17 protein-coding genes are annotated in these 23067 nt (G+C 65.7%); 8 read left to right on the forward strand and 9 right to left on the reverse strand.

From position 1 onward, the window contains the following. The 5 genes from ABIB99_RS32915 to ABIB99_RS32935 all read left to right on the forward strand — a co-directional run bounded on the left by ABIB99_RS32915 (position 1) and on the right by ABIB99_RS32935 (position 5281). Positions 1–1929, forward strand: a complete 1929-nt coding sequence (locus ABIB99_RS32915) for a glycosyltransferase (protein ID WP_354179529.1) — start codon at positions 1–3, stop codon at positions 1927–1929. A gap of 3 nt (positions 1930–1932) precedes the next feature. Next, entirely contained in the window at positions 1933–2673 is a 741-nt protein-coding gene (locus ABIB99_RS32920; RefSeq protein WP_354179531.1) for an ABC transporter ATP-binding protein, read from the forward strand. Continuing rightward, a complete protein-coding gene (locus ABIB99_RS32925; protein WP_354179533.1) occupies positions 2670–4049 on the forward strand; it encodes a glycosyltransferase family 4 protein in 1380 nt (459 codons plus the stop codon). The genes ABIB99_RS32920 and ABIB99_RS32925 overlap by 4 nt, the downstream gene beginning before the upstream one ends. A gap of 81 nt (positions 4050–4130) precedes the next feature. Beyond that, positions 4131–4577: a hypothetical protein gene (locus tag ABIB99_RS32930; protein WP_354179535.1), complete on the forward strand. Its 447-nt coding sequence runs from the start codon at positions 4131–4133 to the stop codon at positions 4575–4577. A gap of 20 nt (positions 4578–4597) precedes the next feature. After that, complete coding sequence (locus ABIB99_RS32935) at positions 4598–5281, forward strand: O-antigen ligase family protein (protein ID WP_354179537.1); 684 nt, start codon at positions 4598–4600, stop codon at positions 5279–5281. On the opposite strand, the gene ABIB99_RS32940 is transcribed toward ABIB99_RS32935, so the two are convergent. The 7 genes from ABIB99_RS32940 to ABIB99_RS32970 form a co-directional block, all read right to left on the reverse strand. Further along, positions 5282–6517 carry an ABC transporter substrate-binding protein gene (locus tag ABIB99_RS32940; protein WP_354179539.1) on the reverse strand — a complete coding sequence of 412 codons (1236 nt, stop codon included), beginning with the start codon at positions 6515–6517 and terminating at the stop codon, positions 5282–5284. 109 nt (positions 6518–6626) lie between these two features. Next, positions 6627–7532, reverse strand: a complete 906-nt coding sequence (locus tag ABIB99_RS32945) for a DMT family transporter (RefSeq protein ID WP_354179541.1) — start codon at positions 7530–7532, stop codon at positions 6627–6629. A 78-nt stretch (positions 7533–7610) separates the two neighbouring features. Continuing rightward, positions 7611–8486, reverse strand: coding sequence for a DMT family transporter (locus ABIB99_RS32950; protein WP_354179543.1), 876 nt, complete (start codon positions 8484–8486; stop codon positions 7611–7613). Positions 8487–8500: 14 nt separating this feature from the next. After that, positions 8501–9382 (reverse strand): NAD(P)-dependent oxidoreductase, encoded by an 882-nt coding sequence (locus ABIB99_RS32955; RefSeq protein WP_354179545.1) that lies wholly within the window; start codon positions 9380–9382, stop codon positions 8501–8503. Further along, positions 9382–10513 (reverse strand): peptide chain release factor 2 gene (prfB, locus tag ABIB99_RS32960; RefSeq protein WP_100213929.1). Its coding sequence is split into 2 segments (ribosomal slippage): positions 9382–10443 and positions 10445–10513, totalling 1131 coding nucleotides; the frame shifts between segments, so codons are not numbered across the junction. The genes ABIB99_RS32955 and prfB overlap by 1 nt, the downstream gene beginning before the upstream one ends. A gap of 104 nt (positions 10514–10617) precedes the next feature. Continuing rightward, positions 10618–13128 carry a penicillin-binding protein 1A gene (locus ABIB99_RS32965; RefSeq protein WP_014495579.1) on the reverse strand — a complete coding sequence of 837 codons (2511 nt, stop codon included), beginning with the start codon at positions 13126–13128 and terminating at the stop codon, positions 10618–10620. 263 nt (positions 13129–13391) lie between these two features. Further along, complete coding sequence (locus tag ABIB99_RS32970; RefSeq protein ID WP_354179548.1) at positions 13392–14687, reverse strand: N-acetylmuramoyl-L-alanine amidase; 1296 nt, start codon at positions 14685–14687, stop codon at positions 13392–13394. Between the two features lie 705 nt (positions 14688–15392). On the opposite strand from ABIB99_RS32970, the gene ABIB99_RS32975 reads away from it, so the two are divergent. Beyond that, positions 15393–18488: an Rne/Rng family ribonuclease gene (locus ABIB99_RS32975; RefSeq protein WP_354131271.1), complete on the forward strand. Its 3096-nt coding sequence runs from the start codon at positions 15393–15395 to the stop codon at positions 18486–18488. A gap of 66 nt (positions 18489–18554) precedes the next feature. Continuing rightward, positions 18555–19787 (forward strand): NAD(P)/FAD-dependent oxidoreductase, encoded by a 1233-nt coding sequence (locus ABIB99_RS32980; protein WP_063983543.1) that lies wholly within the window; start codon positions 18555–18557, stop codon positions 19785–19787. Positions 19788–19848: 61 nt separating this feature from the next. Here ABIB99_RS32980 and ABIB99_RS32985 read toward each other — a convergent pair whose 3' ends face one another. Beyond that, positions 19849–20685: a helix-turn-helix transcriptional regulator gene (locus tag ABIB99_RS32985; protein ID WP_063983544.1), complete on the reverse strand. Its 837-nt coding sequence runs from the start codon at positions 20683–20685 to the stop codon at positions 19849–19851. 91 nt (positions 20686–20776) lie between these two features. On the opposite strand from ABIB99_RS32985, the gene ABIB99_RS32990 reads away from it, so the two are divergent. After that, positions 20777–21661, forward strand: coding sequence for an SDR family oxidoreductase (locus ABIB99_RS32990; RefSeq protein ID WP_063983545.1), 885 nt, complete (start codon positions 20777–20779; stop codon positions 21659–21661). Between the two features lie 35 nt (positions 21662–21696). Here the strand turns inward: ABIB99_RS32990 and ABIB99_RS32995 are convergent, their stop codons facing one another. Then, positions 21697–23031, reverse strand: coding sequence for a dicarboxylate/amino acid:cation symporter (locus tag ABIB99_RS32995; RefSeq protein WP_063983546.1), 1335 nt, complete (start codon positions 23029–23031; stop codon positions 21697–21699). Between the last annotated feature and the right edge of the window lie 36 nt (positions 23032–23067).

The raw sequence follows: 23067 nt of genomic DNA on the forward strand, positions 1-23067 counted from the left end.
ATGCATCACACCAGCGAAACTCCGCGCCGCCCGTCGGTGCTGCACATCTTCAAGATCTATTATCCCGACCTGTTCGGCGGCACGCTGACGGTGATCCGCGACATCTGCGCCAGCCTAAAGGACAGCTTCGCGTCCGCCGTGCTGGTCTGCTCGCAATCGGCCGAGCGGCGCGAGATCGTCGTCAATGACGTGCCGGTCGAGCGCGTCCGCTCCTTCGGCAATCTCCTGTCGCTTCCCGCCGCCCCCACCTATCCCTGGCGGCTCTGGCGCAAGATCGCCGAGCACGATTTGCTCGCGCTCCATGCCCCCTTCCCGCTCGCCGACCTCGTTTTCGCGTTCGGCTTCGGCGCCAATCGGCCGCTGGTGGTGCACTGGCATGCCGACATCGTCACCCATGCCGGCCTGCGCTGGTTCATCGAACCGTTGATGCGGCGGACGCTGCGCCGGGCGACAGCGATCATCGTCTCGGACCATGCGCTGATCGAGAACACGCCGTTGCTGCGGGAATTCGTCGACAAATGCCACGTCGTGCCGTTCGGCATCGACACCTCGGGTTACGACTGGCCGAAGATCGAGCCGCACCACGTGAACGATCGCGGCCGGCTCGTGCTCGCCTGCGGCCGGCTCGTGCCCTACAAGGGCTTTGACGTCCTGATCCGCGCCGCCGTCAACCGCAAGTTCGAGGTCTGGATCATCGGCGAAGGCACCGAGCGGCCGCGGCTTGAGCAGCTGATCCGCGAGCTCGGCCTCCGCGACCGCGTCCGCTTGCTCGGCTCGGTCAACGACAACGAGCGCATCAAGCTGATGTGCCTGTCCGACGTCTTCGTCATGCCGTCGGTCACCAATGCCGAGACCTTTGGCCTGGTCCAGCTCGAGGCCATGGCCGCCGGCCGCCCTGTCGTGAACACGGCGCTCGACACCGCCGTGCCGCGCGTCGCCCGCCACGGCATGGAGGCGATCACGGTGCCGCCGGGCGACGCCGAAAAGCTCGGCGATGCCATCGACACGCTGATCAGCGATCCCGAGCGCCGCCGCCGCATGGGACTGTCAGCCCGGACGCGCGCCCTCACCCGCTATTCCGCCCCAGCCTTCAGGGAAGGCATGCAGGCCGTCTACCGCGACGCCGTCACCGCGTCGTGCAAGGAACTCGCAACTGCCGCCGAGCTGCCGCAGGCGACCGGCTGGCTGGACACCGTCCGGATTGCGGCCGCACTGGCCTGGTCGGACATGCGCCACCGCTACGTGCGTTCGCTGCTCGGCCCGTTCTGGATGTCGCTTCAGATGGCGATCGTGGTCGCCGTATTGGGCTCGGTGATCGGCCACATGTCGAACGCCGACATGCTGGCGCGCCTGCCGATGCTGGCGCTGTCGATGACGGCCTGGACCTTCCTCAACAGCGTCGTGCTCGATGCGACCACGGCGCTTCAGAATTCCGCGAGCCTGATCCGCGACCGGGCGCTGCCGCCGGTGATCTTCCTGCTGCAATGCACCTTCCGCCAGGCGCTATTCGCGCTGCATAACGCCTGCGTGCCGCTGGTGCTGTGGCTGATCCTCTCGCCCCACGACCTCTCTCACGCGCTGGCGGCGCTGCCTGGCCTGCTGCTGTTCATAGCCTGTACCTTCGCCTTGAGCCTCGTCCTCGGCGCGACGGCAACGCGCTATCGCGACCTCAAGCCGATCATCGAATCCACGCTGATGCTCGCCTTCCTCGCCTCGCCCGTGATCTGGTCCGCCGAGATGATCAATCACCGCTCGACGGTGATGCGGCTCAATCCGCTGACGCATCTGTTCGCGGTGTGGCGCGAGCCGCTTGCAGGCGGCCATATCGATCCCGCCAGCATCGTCTACGTCCTCATCACGCTGGCGCTGCTGATCTTTGCGAGCGTGCTGACGCTGGTCCACCTGCGCAAAGCCGCATTCTGGATTTGACGCATGGTCTCGATCAGCCTGCACAACGTCTGTCTCGACTATCCGCTCTACGGCGCCTACGACTTCTCGCTGAAGCGGCGACTGCTCGGCCACCTCATCCGCGAACCGGGCGAGACGCGGATCATCCGCGCCGTCGACAACGTCTCGATCGAGGCCGAAGCCGGCGCCCGTATCGGGCTTGCCGGGCCCAACGGCTCCGGCAAGTCGACGCTGCTGCGCCTGATCGCCGGGGTCTATCCGCCGAGCAGTGGCCGCGTCACGGTCCGGGGCAACGTCGTGCCCCTGCTCGGCCTGAACGCCGGGGTCAATCTGGACTTCGTGGCGGAGGACAACATCGCGCTGCTGCTGCGGATCAGCGGTCGCAAGCCCACACGCAGCGTGATCGACGAGATCTGGGCTTTCACCGAGCTCGAAGCGCGCATGCAGCGCCTGCCCCTGCGGATGTTCTCCTCGGGCATGCTGATGCGGGTGTTGTTCGCGACCGCCACCGCTTTCCCGGCCGACATCCTGCTGCTCGACGAATGGCTCAGCGTCGTCGACGAGCATTTTGCGGAGAAGGCCGAGAGGCGGCTGCAAAACCTGGTCTCGCAGGCGGCGATCGTGATCATCGCCTCGCACGACCTGCCGCTGCTGCGCCGCACCTGCTCCAGCATCATCAACCTCGATCACGGCCACATCGCCTCGACCATCGCGGTCGAGCCATCAGCCACGCACGCCTTTGAACTCCGAGAGAAACGCGCATGAAACAGAACATCCTGGTCGTGTCCGAGTCGCTCGGACAACCCAATCACAAGCGTGGCATCTTCCACTTCACCCGGGAATTGGTACGGTCGCTCGCGTCGGAAGGCCACGAACTCACCTTGCTGGTGGAAACCTCGAAGCGTTACCGCAAGCTATGTCGGCGCGAACGACGCACGAAACTATTTCCGGCGCAGTCGCGCAACATCGAGCTGCTCGCTCTTTATCGCTTCCTCGACGAGGTCAACGTGAGCGGGCCGGTGATGCTCAGCGGCGCGCGTCGCAGGTTCGACTGGCTCCGCCACAAGGCCACCATGCTGCTGTCGCGGGACAATATCCTCTGCCTCCTGCGCGCGATCGGCCTGCTTGGCCTGCAAGCCCGGCTGATCGAGAACCGGACTGCCGCGCTCGAATACATTCCGCCGGATATGCGCCATCTCGAACTGTTCGGCGAATTCCAGCTTGAGCCCGGATTCTTCAACTATCAGGAATCCTCGGCCTTCTTCCTGCTGCCGCCGCCGCGGATCGACGCGCGTGACTATGATCTCATCGTTGTGGACACCCCGACGCGGGTCGCGATCAGGCGCAAGCCGAACGCCAAGGTGATCTGCGTCGTCCACGATTTGCTGCCGCTCACCGACCTCAAGCTCAGCGACATTGCCACGCGCCAGTTCCTGGCGCGGATCGGCACCAGCCTGCGCCAGGCTGACGAGCTCGCCTTCGTTTCAAACTATAGCATGATGCGGTTCAGGGAACTGTTGCCGCAATTTGCGCACCTGCCGGCGCGGGTCGTGTATCCCCGCACCCGGTTCGACGCCCCGGATGTCCTCCACCTCCCAGCCCTGTCGGGGCGTCCGGGGCGGCCGAACTTCGTCATCATCGTGTCGAACGAGCCGCGCAAGAACGTCGCCACCGTTATTCGTGCCTTCCGCAACGTCCCTCAGGCCGATCTCGTGGTGATCGGTCATGCGGGCCAGATCAGCCGGATGCGCAACCTGCCGCCAAATGTCCGCTTCGCCGGCTATGTCGACGAGCATGAAAAGGCCGCCATGATCGCGGAGGCGCACGGGCTGATCATGCCGAGCCTGGCCGAAGGCTTCGGCATACCGATCATCGAGGCGCTGGCCGCGAACACGCCGGTGCTATGCTCCGATATCGCGGTGTTCCGTGAGGTCGCAGGCGAGCTCGCCGACTATTTCGATCCGTTCTCGACCGATGCGATCGCAGCTTCAATCACCCGCGTGCTGACGCGGCAGGAGGAATGCCGCGGCCGCATCCGCGCGAGGCGACACGAGCTCGCCGAGCGCTTCGGCTACGAGACCCAGGCGCGCGACTTCCTCGGGCATGCGATGCCCCGGGAAAGCCTGGCCGCCGCGCAATAAGCGTCGTTGCACATGACTGCTGAAACCGCGGAATGGTCCGGCCCGGCCGGTCGACAAGCGTTGCGCGCCCGATGGCGGGCCATGGGCAAATCGCCCGCTCTGATCGGGGCCGCCGATGTGCTCGCTGTGCTGATCGCGGCGTCGCTGCCCTGGTCGACCACGGCGCCTTCGATCTTCGTCGGGCTCTGGCTGCTGGTGGTGACGCCGACCATCGACTGGCGCGACTATGGACGCCAGCTCGCGCGGCCTGCGTTCGCCCTGCCCTTTGCCTTCCTGCTGCTCGCGCTTCTCGGCACGCTCTGGTCGGACGGCGCGTGGGCCGACCGGTTGCATGCGATCAAGCCGGTCGCAAAGCTCGTGCTCATTCCAGCACTGCTCTATCACTTCAGCCGATCCGAACGCGGTTTCTGCGTTTTCCTTGGCTTTCTCGCGTCCTGCGCGCTGCTTGCAGTCTACTCCTGGATCGTGCTGCACGATCCCGCCTGGAAACTCACCGCGACCGCGTCGCGCTCGCACTGCCGACGTTGACTTTCTGGCGTGGCGGAAGCGTGGTCGCGACAGCCCTCTGTCTGGCATTGATCCTGCTGTTCGCCACCAACATGGTGTTCGTCGCCTCCGCACGCACGGCGCTGCTGTGCATCGCGGTGCTGCTCGGATTGCTCGCCTGGAGGCATTTGAGCCGACGCGCGGCGCTGGTCCTGCTCGCAGGCACGATAGCCGCGAGCGCGCTGGCCTGGACGACATCGCCCTATCTGCGCCACCGCATTGCGGACATCGCCGTGGAATACCGCCACGGCCACGAGGACATCAGCCGAGCCTCGACCGCCCAACGCCTGACCTATTGGCGCAAGGCGCTTCACGCCATTGCCGAGGCGCCCCTGACCGGTCACGGCACCGGGTCGATCAAGCGCCAGTTCGAGCGCGCCGCCACCGGTGGAAGCCGCCTCGATGCGGAGATCGTCAGCAATCCCCACAACCAGACCCTCAATGTCGCGATGCAATGGGGCGTACTCGGCGTCGTCCTGCTCTACGCCATGTGGATCGCGCACCTTCGCCTGTTCCTGGACGAAGGCCTTGCGGCCTGGATCGGGCTCGTGGCCGCCGTACAGAACATCGCGAGCTCGCTTCTGAACTCGCATTTGTTCGATTTCCACGAAGGCTGGATGTATGTGCTGGGCGTTGGCGTCGCCGGCGGCATCGCGCTGAAAGCGAAAGCCGGCCGCCAGCCCTGACTATTGACTGCGCTCGTGCCCGACCTCGCCGGTGATGACGTCGCCGAAGAGCTCCCAGGCCTGTCCGTTGAAGCGCATCAACTGCATCTGCTCGATCGGAAAGTAGTCGTCGGCGGAGGTGTTCACCATGATCCCGGGCAGCATCAGGTCGGTGTGAAAATTCTTCAGGCTGGTGGCTTGCTTCATCACGTTGTCACGCGTGAGCTTGTCGCCGCACTGCTTCAGCACCTGCGCCATCGCCTCGGCCTGCACATAGCCGTAGATGTTGTTGCTATTGGCCTTGTCGCCATCGGGATAATATTTGTCCATGAATTCGCGCCACTTCACCACCGCAGGGTCCTTGTCCCAGGTCGGGTCGGTCGGATCCTTCAGATAGACGGTCGAGATGATATCCTTGGAATAGTCGAGCCCGGCGGGCTTGAGCACCGAGGCGACCGAGGTCGCGGTATTGGCGAGGAAGAATTTTGGTTTCCAGCCGAGCTCTCCGACCTTCCGGATTGCCTGCGCCGATCCCTTCGGGGCGGCCCATGAGAAGAAGATGTCGGCGCCCGAGTCATGCAGCGCCACGATCTGCGAGTCGATCGAGGGATCGCTGACCTCATAGGACTTGTCGGCGATGATCATGCCGGCCTTGTCGCCGAGCCCGTCCTTCAGGCCCTTGAACTGGTCCTTGCCGGCGTCGTCGTTCTGCCAGAACACGGCGATCTTGCTGTTGGGGAAATGATCGCGGATGTACTTTGCGTAGATCCGCCCCTCGCTCTGGTAGTTCGGCTGGAAACCCATGGTCCACGGGAAATTCTTGGGGTCCCCGAACTTGGTACCGCCGGAGGCGACGAACAGCTGCGGCACCTTCTTGGCGTTCATGTATTTCATGATCGCCGAGTTCGAGGGCGTGCCGAGCGGCTGGAAGATCAGCAGCACCTCGTCGCTCTCGACCAGCTTGCGCGCCTGCTCGATCGCCTTCGGCGGCGAATAGGCGTCGTCATAGCTAATGAAGTTGATCTTGCGGCCGTTGATTCCGCCCTGGTCGTTGATCATCCTGAAATAGGCGGCCTCGGTTTTGCCGATCACGCCATAGGACGACGCCGGCCCGCTATAGGGCATAATGTTGCCGATCTTGACTTCGGTGTCGGTGGCGCCGGGATCGTATTTCTTCTGCGCCAGAGCCGGTGCCGAGACGAGCACGCCGGCAGCAAGAATGGCGAGGGCAGCAAGGCTTTCGCGACGACCCGGCATCGTTCTCTCCCCTATGTTTTGTAGTCTTGTTTTGCGGAGAGTGTCGCAAGGCCGTTCGCCGCTGGCAAGCGCCGCGATTTTCCGCGCCGTGAAACGACGGACCCGGAACTTACGCGGTGCGCCGCAGCAGTCTCAGTGCGCGCCCGTCGATCACGAGCAGTGCGCTGCCGATGACGATGGCGCCCGCGATCTCGCGCGCGGAGATCGGCTCACCCAGCACCAGCCATCCCAGCAGGATGGCGGTGACGGGAATGAGCAGCGTCACCAGCATCACATTGGTCGCGCCTGAACGTCGCAGGATCTGAAAGAAGACGATGTAGGCGAGCGCCGTCGAGAGGGCGGCAAGGCCAAGCACGGCGAGCCAGGTCGTCAGGCCCGGCATCGAAAGATGCCACGGCTGCTCCATGGCGCCGGCGACGATCGCCATCATCACAGTCGATGCCATCAGCTGAAACGTCGCCGTTCCCAGCGGAGGCGTGTCCTTCAGCAGCCGCCGCGCGGCCAGCGCCGCAAAGCCATAGCTGAATGCGCCGCCCAGGCAGAGCAGGATGCCGAGCCCCTGCCCCGGCCTCGTTTCCCATCCGCGCAGGATGATGACGCCGGCGAGCCCGAGCGCCACGCCGGCCACCCGACGCATCTGCAGGGCCTCTTCGCCGGCCGCCGCCATCACCATCACCGTGAACAGCGGCGTGGTCGCATTCAGGATCGAGGCCAGCCCACTCGGAATGTAGGTCTGGCCGAGCACGATCAGCGAGAACGGGATGACGTTGTTGAGCAGCCCAATCGCGACGAACGGCTTCCAGCCCGCCATGCCCTTGGGAAGACCGATACCCTGCATCCGCAGCAACGGCAGCAGAATGGCCGCCCCAAGCGCGACGCGCAGCAGCACCAGCGTCAGCGGCGGCAATTCCCGCAGCGCCGCGCCATTGAAGAAGAACGATCCGCCCCAGAGAACCGAGAGCACCGCGAGCAGCGACCAGTCTCGCGCGTCGATCCTGTTATCGTTCGGGGACATGTTGCTTCACCTCGGCGGCCGAGCCTGCCGCCTAGAACGGCGCGAGACAGGCCGCCACCCGATTTCCGACAAATTTGCTCAGGAGGGGCGCCGCGAGCGAGCGTCACCGGCAATATCGGCGACAACCGCTCCGATCACCAGCGCGCCGCCAATGAGCGCATGCACGGCGGGCAGTTCGCGAAAAGCGACCCAGATCCAGAACGGCATTAGCGGCGTTTCCAGCGTCGCGATCAGGGAAGCCTGCCCCGAAGGCAACAAGCGCGAGCCGAGCATGTAGAAGGTCAGGCCGAGCGCGACCTGGAGGCAGCCGAACATCGCGAGGATCGCAAGGCTGTTGCCGCCGACATGGGCGATGTCGTGGGCAAAGGGAAGACTGACGAGGCTCCCCATGAAGTTCGACAGCGCTGCCGCGGCCACCATCGACGTCTCGCGATGGCGCCGGACCACGACCGTCATGGCGGAGATGGCGAGCACCATCAGGCAGCTCAGCGCGACGCCGCCGAGATCGGCGCCGGCCCGAACGCCGCCGACCGTGATCACCACGCCGGCAAAGGCGATCAGGCTCGCGGTCAGCGTACGCCACGTCGCGGCTTCGCCGAGCCACAGCCACGCCAGCGCAGCCGCAACGAAGGGCTGGGTGGCGATCAGCACCGCCACATTCATGACCGTGGTCATCTGAAGCGCGGGAATGAACGAGACCATGCCGACCGCGGACAAGGACGCGACGAGCAGGCCGCCCTTCCCCGGCACGACCAATTGCCACAGCGCAGCGCGGCCCTGCATCACGACAAGAAACACGCTGATCAGGCTGCCCGCGAACAGGCCGCGCCAGAACAGGATGGTCCAGGGATCGAACGGCAAGAGGCGCGTGAAGAACGGCGCCGTGCTCCAGGCAACTGCGGCAGCGATGACGAGGGCAATGCCGAGACCGCGATCCGAACGAGGCTGCCCCATGTTGATGCGCCCAGCTAGGTCGGCTTCTTCGGCCGCGACACCAGCTCGATCATCTTGCCTTCATCGTCGTCGGGCATTGCGGCCTTGGCCTGCGCGTAGGACTCGACCGCAGCGCGCGAGACCAGCGGCTTGTCGGCGAGCAGGCCTTCGGCGAGCTTCACCGCATAGGCGGCATCCTTGTGCCGCAGCGCCGCCGTAAAGGTCGCGCCGCTGAAATCGCGGGCGACCATGCGCTTGGAATGACGCTGCACCTGCGGGCTGGCGGCGACGCCGGCCTGGATCGATTCCAGCACCAGGTTCATGTCGAGCCCGGCCTGTTCGGCGATGGCGAGGCCTTCGGCAAGGCCCGCGATCTGGATCGCACCCAGGAGATTGTTGATGAGCTTGTAGACCGTGCCGGAGCCGACCGCGCCGAAATGGCGGATGGTCGAGCCGATCGGTTCGAGAAACGGCCGCGCACGTTCGAGATCAGCTGCGTCAGCGCCGGCGAGCAGCGTCAGCTTTCCGGCCGCTGCCGCATCCGGCAATCCCGTCACGGGGCAGTCGATGTAGATCAGCCCGCGCGCGTTCAGTTCGCGGCCCATCTCGCGGGCGTGGTCATAGGAGACGGTGGAGCACTCGATCGCAATGGTGCCGGCCTTTGCCGTCTTGGCCGCGCCCTCGGGCCCGAGCCAGACCGCGCGCGAGGCTTCGTCATCGGCGACCATGGTCACGACCGCATCGGCATCGATCGCGGCATCCTCAGGCGACGTCGCCCAATGCGCACCGCGCGCGATCAGGTCGTCCGCCTTTGCCTTGCTGCGATTCCACAGCGTCACCGTGAAGCCGGCATCGAGATAGCGGCCGGCCATGCCGTGGCCCATCCGCCCCAACCCGATGAAGGCGACGCGGGACATCAGTCGACGTCCTCGATGTCGGCGCCGGTGGTGCCGAAGGCGCGCTGCGCCAGGGTTGCGGCCATGAAGTCGTCGAGCTCGCCGTTCAGCACGCCCGATGTGTCGGACGTCTGCACGCCGGTGCGCAAATCCTTCACCATCTGGTAGGGCTGCAGCACGTAGGAGCGGATCTGGTGGCCCCAGCCGATATCGGTCTTGGCGGCCTGGTCGGCGGCGGCCTTCTCCTCGCGCTTCTTCAGCTCGATTTCGTAAAGCCGCGCGCGCAGCATGTCCCAGGCCTGCGCCCGATTCTTGTGCTGGGAGCGGCCGGCCTGGCAGACCACGGCAACGCCGGTCGGAATATGCGTCAGGCGCACCGCGGATTCGGTCTTGTTGACGTGCTGGCCGCCGGCGCCGCCCGAGCGCATGGTGTCGACGCGGACGTCGGCTTCCTTGATGTCGATCTTGATGCTGTCGTCGATGACGGGGAACACCTGCACGCTCGAAAACGAGGTGTGCCGCCGCGCGTTGGAATCGAACGGCGAGATGCGCACCAACCGGTGCACGCCCGCCTCCGTCTTCAGCCAGCCATAGGCGTTGTGGCCCGAGACCTGGATCGTCGCGGACTTGATGCCGGCCTCTTCGCCCTCGGACTCTTCGAGGAATTCGACCTTGAAGCCGTGCGTCTCGGCCCAGCGCGTATACATGCGCAGCAGCATCTGCGCCCAGTCCTGGCTCTCGGTGCCGCCGGCGCCGGCATGGACTTCGAGATAGGAATCGAAGCGATCGGCCTCACCCGAGAGCAGCGCCTCGAGCTCGCGCCGCGCGACTTCCTTCTTGAGGTTCTTCAGCGCGGTTTCAGCCTCAGTGACGACGCCGGCATCGCCCTCGGCCTCGCCGAGCTCGATCATGCCGATGTCGTCTTCGAGCTCCTGCTCGACCTTGCCGATGCCGGAGAGCGAATCCTCAAGCGAGGTGCGCTCCTGCATCAGCTTCTGGGCTTTCTGGGGATCGTTCCAGAGGTTGGGATCTTCAGCGAGCTTGTTCAGCTCAGCGAGGCGCGCCGTCGATTTCTCGACGTCAAAGATGCCTCCTCAGCAGCCCGACCGACTGCTTGATCTCTTCTACCAACCGTTCGATTTCGGCGCGCATGTTGTTCTCTGATCTCGCGGAATCCCGCGTGCAATTCAGATCGGGATGTAGCGGCGGCGGCTGCAAAGCGCAACCGCCGGAACCGCGATCGTCTGTCTTATCCGCTAGTACAGCCCGCCGGTGCCCGGCCGCATGAAGAAGCCGGAATCCGGCTGCTGCTGCTGCGACGCCGGCACGCCGCCGCGCCCGTCGGCATCGGCGACGCCGATGACCGAGTAGTTGTCAGGCGGCGCCGTGCCCGGCTTGAAGGCTTCGAGGATGGTTCCACCGGTCTCGCCGGGACCGGCGCGCATGCCGGTCTTGGAGACGACGCGCACGAGCTTGATGCCGGCCGGCACCTTGAACGGAACCGCGGGCTTGTCGGCGAGCGCAAGCTTGAGGAAGTCGCGCGCGATGGGCGCGGCCAGATGGCCGCCGGTCGCGGCGTTGCCCCTACCGAGCGCGCGCGGCTTGTCGTAGCCCATATAGATCGCGACGGCGACGTCGGGCGAGAAGCCGACGAACCAGGCGTCCTTGGCCTCGTTGGTGGTGCCGGTCTTGCCGGCGATCGGCTTGCCGACCTCCTTGACCACGGTTGCGGTACCGGCCTGGACCACGCCTTCCATCAGCTCGGTGATCTGATAGGCGGTCATGGAATCCAGCACCTGCTCGCGGCGGTCGATCAGCTGCGGCTCGGCCTGGTTCTTCCAGCCGCCCGGCGCGTCGCAGCCGCGGCATTCGCGCTGGTCGTGCTTGAAGATGGTGCGGCCGTAACGGTCCTGGATACGGTCGATCAAGGTCGGCTTCACCCGGCGACCGCCATTGGCGAGCATCGAATAGGCCGTGACCATGCGCATCGCCGTGGTCTCGCCGGCGCCGAGCGCGTAGGAGAGATAGTTCGGCAATTCGTCATAGACGCCGAAGCGGCGCGCATATTCGCCGATCAGGGGCATGCCGATGTCCTGCGCAAGGCGCACCGTCACGGTGTTGAGCGACTGCCGCAAAGCGTTGCGCAGCGTGACGGGTCCCTGGAATTTGCCGGACGAGAAGTTTTCGGGCCGCCACACGCCGGCGCCCTGGCCCTGGTCGATTTCGATGGGCGCGTCGAGCACCACGGTCGAGGGCGTATAACCGTTGTCGAGCGCGGCCGAATAGACGATCGGCTTGAACGACGAGCCCGGCTGCCGGTAGGCCTGCGTGGCGCGGTTGAACTGGCTCTGGTCGAACGAGAAGCCGCCGACCATCGCGAGCACGCGGCCGGTCCAGGGATCCATCGCCACCATCGCGCCGGACACTTCGGGGATCTGGCGCAGGCGGTACTGGCCTTCGACCGGCTGTCCCTCCTTGGTGTAGAGCGGATCGGCATAGATCACGTCGCCGGGCTGCAACACCTGCGCCACCGACGTAGGGGTCTTGCCCTTGGCGTTGCCTTGGGCCGCCCTCGCCCAGCGCACGCCGTCGACCGTGACGATGCCGGTCTCGCGTTGCTTGCTGATGGCGCCGCCGAGCTCGCGGTTCGGCTGGAAGCCGATGCGCGCCGACTGGTCGCTGGTCTCCAGCACCACCGCCATGCGCCATGGCGAGATGTCGGACAGCGACTTGATCTCGGCGAGCTTCACGCCCCAATCGCCCGAAATATCGAGCTTGCTCATGGCGCCGCGATAGCCCTGCTGCTCGTCATAGTTCACGAGGCCGGCGACCATGGCCTTGCGCGCCATGACCTGGATCTTCGGATCGAGCGTGGTGCGGACGGACAGACCGCCTTCGTAGAGCTTCTTCTCGCCGTAGCGCTCGAAGATGTCGCGGCGGACTTCCTCGGCGAAATATTCACCGGCGAAGGTGTGAGCGCCGTTGGAACGGTTGGTGACGGCCAGCGGCTCCTTGCGAGCCTTGTCGGCGTCGGCCTGCTTGATCCAGCCGTTCTCCAGCAGACGGTCGATCACGTAGTTGCGACGCTCGATGGCGCGATCGCGGTTGCGCACCGGATGCAGCGTCGCGGGCATCTTCGGCAGCGCGGCGAGATAGGACGCTTCAGCGACCGTCAGCTCGTTCACCGACTTGTCGAAATACACCAGCGAAGCGGCCGCGATGCCGTAGGCGCCAAGGCCGAGATAGATCTCGTTCAGGTACAGCTCGAGGATCTTGTCCTTCGAATAGGTCTTCTCGATGCGCATCGCCAGCAAGGCTTCCTTGATCTTGCGGGCGAAGGAGACCTCGTTGGTCAGAAGGAAGTTCTTGGCGACCTGCTGGGTGATCGTGGAGGCGCCCTGCGGACGCCGGTTCGAGCCGTAGTTCTGGATGAAGAGCACGCCGGCGCGCGCCATGCCGGTGTAGTCGATGCCGCCATGCTCGTAGAAATTCTTGTCCTCGGCCGCGAGGAAGGCGTTGATCACGAGCTTCGGCACCGCCTGGATCGGCAGGTATAGCCGGCGCTCCTTGGCGTATTCGCCGAGCAGCGAGCCGTCGACCGCGTGCACGCGGGTCATCACCGGCGGCTCGTAATCCTGAAGCTGAGAGTAGTCCGGCAAGTCCTTGGAGAAATGCCAGATCAGGCCTGCCACGGCCCCGACACCGACAAGGAACACCACCGTTCCCGCGGCGAACAGGAAGCCCATGAACCGCACCAGCAAGCGCATTATATGTTTATCCGTTCAAACTCTGGATCAGCTCAAGGCACCCAAAACAGGCGCCAACTCCACGTCGCGAATTTACCGGCCTACTCAATTACATCAGTGCCGGACCCAAGACGCTTGCCGAACGGGATTCTCGCCGATTCCGGAACCCCCTGCGGCATTTTTATAAAGCGCCCGCTGTGGCCAAACTAGGGCTTTTGCAACGGGACGGAAAATCCCTCTCAATTCGACGCCTCCCGGTCGTCAATTCGACGATCCCCCGGTCGTCAATTTGACGATCCGGCCGTCGCCATCCGCTTGGTCAGGAACCCGTCGATCGCCTGCGCCATCGAGCCCACGGCCTTGGACCGCCACCCCTCCGAGACCAGATGCTCGAGGTCGCCCTTGTTGGAGACATAGCCGATCTCGACCAGCACCGACGGCACGTCTGGCGCCTTGAGGACCCGGAAGCCGGCCGACTTCAGGGGATGCTTGTGCATCCGCACCGACGACTTCATTTCGCCCATCAACAGGCGGGCAAAACGGCTTGAAAAGGTACGAGTTTCTCGCTGGGTGAGGTCGATCAGGATGTCCGCGACGTCGGTCGGCTCTTCCGCGAGGTTGAAACCGGCGATCGCGTCCGCACGGTTTTCCGCATCCGCCAGCCGCTGCGCCTCGGCGTCGGAGGCCTTGTCGGACAGCGTGTAGATGGTCGCGCCCTGCGCATCGCCCTCGGCCTTCGGAAGGGCGTCTGCGTGGATGGAGACGAACAAGGCGGCCTTGAGCCCGCGGGCGACTTTGACCCGGTCGTTGAGCGGAATGAAGGTGTCGTCGTCCCGTGTCATCACCACGCGGAATTTGCCGGTCTTGTCCAGCCGGTCGCGCAGCGCCAGGCCGAAGGCCAGCACCAGGTTCTTCTCGCTCTCGCCGCCCGACTGCGTGCCGTTGTCGATGCCGCCATGGCCGGGATCGATCACGACGATCGGGCGGCCGTCGACCTTTTGCTGCCCGGCTTCCGGAGCTGCGGCGGCCGGAACCGTTGCCGGCGGCGCGTCGGCGATTGCGGGCCGCAGTTCGGGGCGCTTCTCGGGGAGGAGCGACTGCACGAAGGCGGTCCGGTCGACCTCCTCCAGCTCAAGCACGAGCCGGGCCGGCTGGCCATTGGCGGCCTCCAGCACGTAGGACTTGGCGATCTTGGCCGGGCCTGTCAGGTCGAACACGATTCGCGAGCCGCCGGGCATGACCAGCCCGTAGCGGAAGGCCTTGACCAGTCCCCGCCCCTCGACCCCGGTGCCCGCAGGCAGTTGAAAATTGACTTGGGGCACATCGACCACCACCCGGTACGGGTCGGCGAGCGTCACGGCGCGGAAGGTGACGGCTTGATCGATGTCGAGGATGAAGCGGGTCTGCTTGCCATCGCCGGCCAGCCGGGCGGCGGACGCGGTTGGAAAATTCGCTACCGCAACAGAGGGTTGCGGCTGGCTTTCCGCCGCGCTCAGGCGCCAGGAATCAGCGCATACCAATGCTGCGGCGCACAGAACCGCGCATCCCAGCAAAACCCTTTGATTTGTGCGGCTCGTCACCGATTCAGTGCCTCCGAGCGGCCCTTCTAACGCAATAGAACCACAGGGTTAATCGTCGCTTAATGACAGATATACGAAACTCCCCGACTGTGACCGCCGTGCGACGCTCCCTTGCACGGTTGGTCCATTCCACGTATGTACGGAGTGCTGACGGCCGATATTTCCGGTTGTGTCGCGTTCAGCCTCCCGGTGCAGCGCCGGAACTCTCAAGGTTTGGGAATTCCAGCGTTTTTCCGTTCCCCTCAAAGACCAGCGCGGTGCGCGGCAGCGAGGTGGAGCGGGTCAAGCGCCGGTGGCGGACGGTCCCTGGTTACCACCGCGTTTCCGGGACGGTTTTGACAGCGACGTGACTCGTTACCCGGTCCCTTAATCCCAAGGGAGCGGTTCGTAATCCCCAAGGCGAGCGCGCTCGCGCCATGCCTGGCCAGCAGCAACTGATTGAGGGGCGGCCCCGCCGCCCAATGTTTCATACGGGCCGACGCTTGATGCGCCAGACTGTGCCGACGAATTCTGAAGGACCGTTCGCGACGCTGCGGAGTGACAATCCCGCGCGCCGCTTCGGCCCTCCAGCTTCCGTTTCGGCAAGGCGCGAGAGACGGCGTTTCGGCCTTCCCCTCACCCCCGAATCAGGTGGACCGTCGCGGCACCCGGCAGCGCTAATCGCGCCCACGGTGAATCGCGCCCGCCGCCGCCAAGAGTTAAGACATGCCCAACAAGATGTTGATCGATGCCACCCACCCGGAGGAGACCCGGGTCGTCGTGGTCCGCGGCAATCGCGTCGAAGAGTTTGATTTCGAGACCGCACAACGCAAGCAACTGCGCGGGAATATCTACCTCGCCAAGGTCACCCGGGTGGAGCCTTCGCTCCAGGCCGCCTTTGTCGAATATGGCGGCAACCGCCACGGCTTCCTCGCCTTCAGCGAAATCCATCCCGATTACTACCAGATCCCGGTCGCCGACCGGCAGGCACTGATCGAGGCCGAGGAACAGGCCCATCGCGAGGCCGAGGAAGAGAGCGAGAACCGCTCCCACGGCCGCCGCCGCTCGCGCCACCGCAACTCCCGCCGCCGCAGTCAAGGCGAACGCGTCCGCAGCGACATCGTCGAGGGCCTCGAGGCCGGCGCCGATCCAGCGGCCCAGCCGGTCGAGAGCGACGCCCTGCACATCGAGGGTGCGTCGCACGAGGGCGAGCACCTGCACGCCGAGACGGAGCATCACGGCGAGCACGACGGCCACGAGCATCAAGACCACGAACATGGCGATCATGATCACCACGATCATGACCACGAAGGCCATGATCATCTCGATCATGGGCACGACGACCATCATCACGATCATGACCACGGCCACGACGGCCAGCACGATCATCACGACCATGATCATGCCGACGAAACGCCCGCGCCTGTCGCAGCCTTCGGCGCCGAGCCCGTGGTCGCGACCGAGACCGCTTCCGAACCGCAGGAGGCTATCGCCTCCGAAGCCCATGCCGAGGCTCTCGCCGAAGCCGTGACCGCCTCCGCCGAACCGGCCGACGCCGTCTACGCTGCCGGCGAAAGCACTGATGCTCGCCATCAGGAGTCCGAGGAGGAAGACGACGAGGACGAGGACGGCGAGGAAGCCGAAGAGGAACACGTAGAATCCGTCGGCGGCGACGACGTGATGGAGGAGGTGCCGGAGCGCACCTTCCGCCCGCGCCGCCAGTACAAGATCCAGGAAGTCATCAAGCGCCGCCAGGTGATGCTGGTACAGGTCGTCAAGGAAGAGCGCGGCAATAAGGGCGCAGCGCTGACCACCTACCTCTCGCTCGCCGGCCGCTATGCCGTGTTGATGCCGAACACCGCGCGCGGCGGCGGCATCAGCCGCAAGATCACCAGCGCCCAGGATCGTTCCCGCCTGAAGGAAGTTGTGCAGGATCTCGACGTGCCCGAGGGCATGGGCATCATCCTGCGCACCGCCGGCGCCGCCCGTACCAAGCCCGAGATCAAGCGCGACTTCGAATATTTGATCCGGATGTGGGAGACGGTGCGCGACCTGACGCTGAAGTCGCAGGCCCCGACCCTGGTCTACGAGGAAGGCTCGCTGATCAAGCGCTCGCTGCGCGACCTCTACAACAAGGAGATCGACGAGATCTCGGTTGCCGGTGAGTCCGGCTACCGAGAAGCGCGCGACTTCATGAAGATGCTGATGCCCGCCAATGTCAGCGCGGTGAAGCAATATCGGGACGGCCAGCCGCTGTTCTCGCGCATGGGCGTCGAAAGCCAGCTGGATGCGATGTTCTCTCCGACCGTGCAGTTGCGCTCCGGCGGCTACATCGTGATCAACCAGACCGAGGCGCTGGTCTCGATCGACGTCAACTCCGGACGATCGACCCGCGAGCACCATATCGAGGACACTGCGCTCAAGACCAATCTGGAAGCGGCCGAAGAGGTCGCCCGCCAGCTCCGCCTGCGCGACCTCGCCGGCCTGATCGTCATCGACTTCATCGACATGGACGAGAAGCGCAACAACCGCGCGGTCGAGCGCAAGCTGTCCGATTGCCTGCGGCAGGACCGCGCCCGCATCCAGGTCGGCCGCATCTCGCATTTCGGCCTGCTCGAGATGTCGCGCCAGCGCATCCGCGCCAGCGTGCTGGAATCCTCGACCGATCCCTGCCCGCATTGCGGCGGCACCGGCCATGTCCGCTCGGTCTCCTCGGTTGCGCTCCAGCTGCTGCGCGGCCTCGAAGAGATCCTGATGAAGGGCGCCACCCACAATCTCGTGGTCCGCACCCGCACCGACGTCGCGCTCTATGTGCTGAACCACAAGCGCGGCCATCTGCGCGACCTCGAGAACGGCTTCAAGGTCACGCTGGCCGTCATCGCCGACCCCAGCGTCAGCGGACCGCAGGCCTATCTCATCGACCGCGGCGAGCAGGTGCATACGCTGGAAGCAGCGAAGGCGCTGCTGGCGGCACAGGCCGCCGCAAGCCCGCCGCCCGTAGCCGAAGAAGTCTATGACGACGAGGAATTCGATCCGGAGCTGGAATCCGAGGTCGAGACCGAAGAAACCGAAGGCCTCGCCGAGGAGCAGGCTGGCGGCGAAGCGGCTTCCGACCAGGATGGCCAGCGCCGCAAGCGCCGCCGGCGTCGGCGCGGCCGCGGTGCCCCGCGCGACGGCGAGTTGCGCGAGGATGGCGCTCCGGCGTCTTCCGAAGCGGCCGTGGCGGCCAGCGAAGGTGAAGAGGATTCCGAGTCCGAACAGGACGGCGAGGAAGGTGAGGACCAGGCGGCCCGCAGCGAGCAGCAGGGCAACGGCGATCGCCGTCGCCGACGTGGTCGTCGCGGTGGACGCCGCCGTCGCGGTGGCAACGAGGAAGGTCTCGCCGGCTCCATCGGCGACGAGCTCGCAGCCAATGCGCCGTCGGAAGCGACCGATGCCGTCGCCGATTTCGACAGCTTTGGCGGCGAGGCTGCGCCCTCGATCGCGCAGGCCGAACACACCACCGCCGAGCCTCAGGTCAGCGAGCCCGAGCCGCGCGCCGAGGTGCAGATTGAGGCGCCGGCCCAGCCTGAGCCCGCTCCTGCCGCCGCGGACGACGAGCCCGCCGACGACAAGGCAGCGCGTCGCCGCTCCACGGTCCGGGAAAAGGTGAGCTTCCTGTCGAGCAGCGCGAGCGAGCCGGCAACACCGGTTGCGGCAGCGCCAGAGCCGGTTGCCCCGCCCGCACCAGCCGCTGAACCCACGCCGGAGGCGGCAACCGAAACCCCGGCCGCCCCGCGTCGCGCCGGCTGGTGGTCTCGCCGGTTCGGCGGCGGCGAGTAGAGCGAACAAAGCAGTTGAAACCGCCCGGCCAAACCGGGCGGTTTTGATTTAGCGAGGTCAGTTTCGATGCAAAGCGCAATTGTTCTCGGCGGCGGCATGATCGGCGTGAGCGCGGCGCTGCACCTCCGGCAGCGCGGCTGGTCGGTCACGCTCGTCGACCGCAGGGAGCCGGGCCGCGAGACCAGCTACGGCAATGCCGGGATGATCCAGGCCGAAGCCGTGCGTCCCTATCCGATGCCGCGCGACCTCGCTTCGCTCCTGAAGATCGCGACCGGCCGCACCAATGACGTGCGCTACAGCCTGTCGTCGCTTCATCTCCATATCGAGCCCCTGCTCCGCTACTGGTGGCATTCGGCGCCGAAGCGGCATCGCGAGGCGATCGACGCCTGGGCGCGGCTGATCGCCTACGCGACGGCGGAGCACGACATCCTCATTCGCGAAGCCCATGCCGACAATCTGATCCGCCGCGCGGGCTACCGGCATCTGCATCGCGACGCAGCCTCCTTCGATCTCGCCGTCAAGGCGGCGGAACAAGACCAGCGCGAATTCGGCGTGAGGTTTCGCGCGCTCTCGGGGGCCGAGCTCGCCAAGGCCGAACCGATTCTGCGCGACGACCTGCCCGGTGCGATCCATTGGCTCGACACCTGGACCGTGTCCGATCCCGGCGCACTGGTCACGGCCTATGCCGAGCTGTTCGAACGCCTCGGCGGCACCATCGTGCTCGGCGATGCCCAGACCTTGCGGCAGACCGCGACCGGCTGGTCGGTCGACACGGACCAGGGAACCATCGACGCTGCGGCCGCCGTCGTGACGCTCGGGCCCTGGTCGCCCAATCTCCTGCACAAATTCGGCTATCGCATTCCGCTCGTACGCAAGCGCGGCTACCACATGCATTACAGCGGCGGCGCCTCACTCGATCTGCCGCTGGTCGACAAGGCCGGCGGCTATGCCATGGGTCCGATGGCGAAGGGCATCCGCATCACCACAGGCGCGGAATTGACCGGCATGGACGCGCTCGCCACGCCGGTGCAGCTCGCGAGTGCCGAAGCTTCGGCGCGAGAGCTGATCGACCTCGGCAGGCGCGTCGAGCCCGACCCGTGGTTCGGCACCCGCCCCTGCACGCCCGACATGCTGCCGGTGCTCGGGCAAGCCCCGCGTCATCCCGGCCTCTGGATGAATTTCGGCCACGGCCACCAGGGCTTTACGCTCGGGCCCGCGACCGGTCGCCTGCTCGCCGAGATGATGAGCGGCGAGACGCCGGCGATCGATCCGACGCCATACCGGCCTGAGCGCTTCTAGCTGTCGGCGTCCGCGGCGCGCACCGCGAGCGCGACTGAGATGCGCGAGCCGGCAAATTCCGTCAGTCGGCGCGCTCGGCCAGCAGCTTCCTGATGCGGTCGGCATCTTCGGGCGTCGCCGGATTGTAGACGATCATGCTGAGATCGGAGCGGCCCTCGACATTGAAGCTCGAATATTCGAACGACATCGTGCCGTGAACGGGATGCCGCAGCCGCTTGGTTCCGTCGCCATGATGGCGCACGTCATTGTCGCGCCAGAGCGCCGCGAATTCCGGACTTGTCCGACAGAGCTCGTCGACGAAATCGGCGACATGCGAGACGGCACCTGCTCGCGCCGCGTCTGCCCTGAATGCGGCCACCACGAAGCGTGCCACACTGTCCCAGTCATATTGCGCGGCGCGCACGCGCGGATCGCAGAAGATGAAGCGCAGGATGTTGCGCTGTCTCGGAGGGATCGCGCCGTAGTCGGTCAGCACGACGCTTGCGGCGCGATTCCAGGCGACGACGTCCCAGGTCGCGGTGCGTACCAACGCCGGGCTGAATGAGAGCGCATCAAGCACGCGTTGCAGCCGCGGCGAGACGCCTTCGCTCGCCTGGTAGCGCACCTCAGGCGGGCGGCCGAGGCCGATCAGGAACAGGTGCTCGCGCTCGACATCGGTCAGCATCAACGCGCGCGCGATCCGGTCGAGCACGTCGGCCGATGGCGCCCCGCCGCGGCCCTGCTCCAGCCAGGTGTACCAGGTCGAGCTGATATTGGCGCGCTGGGCCACTTCCTCCCGGCGCAGACCCGGCGTGCGCCTGCGGCTGCCGGAGAAGCCGAACGCGGCTGCATCGAGCCGGGTGCGACGGTCCTTCAGATAGGCCCCAAGCAAGTTCTCGGCGGCAGCGCTCTCGCTCATCCTGTTAGCTATTATACCCTGATAATGTCACTACTTTACCCGGATAACTGTAGCGCAGATGGTTCTCTCCACCAACACCAGGAGATTTCGCATGCGTGTTTTCGTTACCGGTGCCACCGGCTTCGTCGGTTCCGCCGTCGTTCGAGACCTGATGGCCGCCGGCCATAGCGTAAACGGCCTCGCCCGCTCCGATGCCGGCGCCGCAGCGCTCACCGCGATGGGCGCCGAGGTCCATCGTGGGTCGCTGGAGGATCATGCCTCCTTACGCGGCGGCGCCGCCGCTTCGGACGGTGTGCTGCATCTCGGCTTCAACCACGACTTCTCGAAATTCGCCGACAATTGCGAGCTCGACCGCCGCGCGATCCTCGCGCTCGGTGAGGAGCTCAAAGGCTCCGACCGCCCTCTCATCGTCACATCCGGTGTAGCGCTGCTGGCGCCCGGACGGCTCGCGACCGAAGACGATGCGGCGGCCCGCCACTTTCCGCGCGTCTCGGAAGCCACTGCCGAAGACCTCGCGGAGCGCGGCGTCCGCACCGGCATCGTGCGGCTGCCGCCCACGACCCACGGTGAGGGCGACCACGGCTTCGTGCCGCGCCTGATCGCGCTCGCCCGGGAGAAAGGCGCCGCGGCCTATATCGGCGAAGGCCAAAACCGCTGGCCGGCCGCGCACCGCCTCGACGCCGCGCGCGTCTATCGTCTCGCGCTGGAGCAAGGCGCGACCGCGCGGCGCTATCATGCGATCGCCGAGGAAGGCGTGCCGTTCAAGGCGATCGCAGAGGTGATCGGCCGACGGCTCGGCGTCCCCGTCGTGTCCAAATCGCCTGAGGAAGCGGCCGCGCATTTCGGCTGGTTCGCACAGTTCGCCGGCATCGACGTTCCGACCTCAAGCGCCAAGACGCGCGCTTCGCTCAGCTGGGCGCCGAAAGAAAAAGGGCTGATCGACGATCTCGACCAGCCCCATTATTTCGAGGTCTGACGGCGCCGCCCGCGCCGTCAGATTCCGCTTGCAGATCAGTCCGTCGTGACGGCCGTTTCCATGTCGGTCGGATCGATCTGTCTGGCGAGGTTGGCGTTGAGCTTGTCGCGGTCGAGCTCACCCTCCCACCAGGCGACGATCACGCAGGCCACGCCGTTGCCACAGAGGTTGGTCAGCGCGCGGCACTCGCTCATGAACTTGTCGATGCCGAGCACGATCGCCATGCCCGGCACGAGGCGCGGATCGACCACGGCGAGCGTCGCGGCCAGCGTGATGAAGCCCGCGCCGGTGATGCCGGAGGCACCCTTCGAGGTCAGCATCGCCACCACCAGGATGGTGAGCTGCTGGCCGAAGGTGAGATCGAAGCCAAGCGCCTGCGCGATGAATAGCGTCGCCAGCGTCATGTAGATGTTGGTGCCGTCGAGATTGAACGAATAGCCCGTGGGCACCACGAGGCCGACCACCGACTTCGAGCAGCCGAGGCGCTCGAGTTTCTCCATCAAGGAAGGCAGCGCGCTTTCCGAGGACGAGGTGCCGAGCACGATCAGCAGCTCGTCCTTGATGTAGGCGAGGAACTTGAAGATGGAGAAGCCGGCGAGGCGCGCGATGGTTCCGAGCACGACGAATACGAACAGCGCCGCGGTGACGTAGAACGTCGCGATCAGGCCGACCAGGTTGAGGATCGCCCCGGTGCCGAACTTGCCGATGGTGTAGGCCATTGCGCCGAAGGCGCCGATCGGCGCCGCGCGCATCACGATGGAGATGACTCCGAACACCGCATGCGCGGCGTCATCGATGAAGCTGCGGATGGTATGGCCGCGCTCGCCGAGGCCCATGATGGCGAAGCCGAACAGCACCGAGAACAGCAACACCTGCAGGATCTCGCCTTGCGCGAAGGCGCCGACCACGGTGTCGGGGATGATGTGCAGGATGAAGTCGACCGACCTCTGGCCCTCGGCCTGCTTGGCGTAGTTGGCGACGGCCTGCGCGTTGGCGGCGGCGCTGCCGAAGCCCGCACCCGGCTTCACCAGGTTGCCGATGATGAGTCCGATCACCAGCGCGAAGGTCGAGACGACCTCGAAATAGACCAGCGCCTTGACGCCGATGCGGCCGACCTTCTTGGCGTCCTGGATATGCGCGATGCCGGAGACCACGGTGCAGAAGATGATCGGCGCAATCACCATCTTGATCAGCTTGATGAAGCCGTCGCCCATCGCCTTGATCCACTCGTTGGTGGCGAGCGACGGCCACAGCCAGCCGACCAAGGCGCCGAGCACGATGGCGATCAGCACCTGGACGTAGAGAACCTTGTACCAAGGCTTGGCGGCGGCCGGCGCGACCGGCGCCCCCGCCATCGTTGTCGTCGTCATTGTTTCACTCCCCCTCAAACTCAGAGCCAGCCAAGA

This window comes from Bradyrhizobium sp. LA6.1 (genome assembly GCF_040547805.1).
Classification (GTDB): Bacteria; Pseudomonadota; Alphaproteobacteria; order Rhizobiales; family Xanthobacteraceae; genus Bradyrhizobium; species Bradyrhizobium barranii.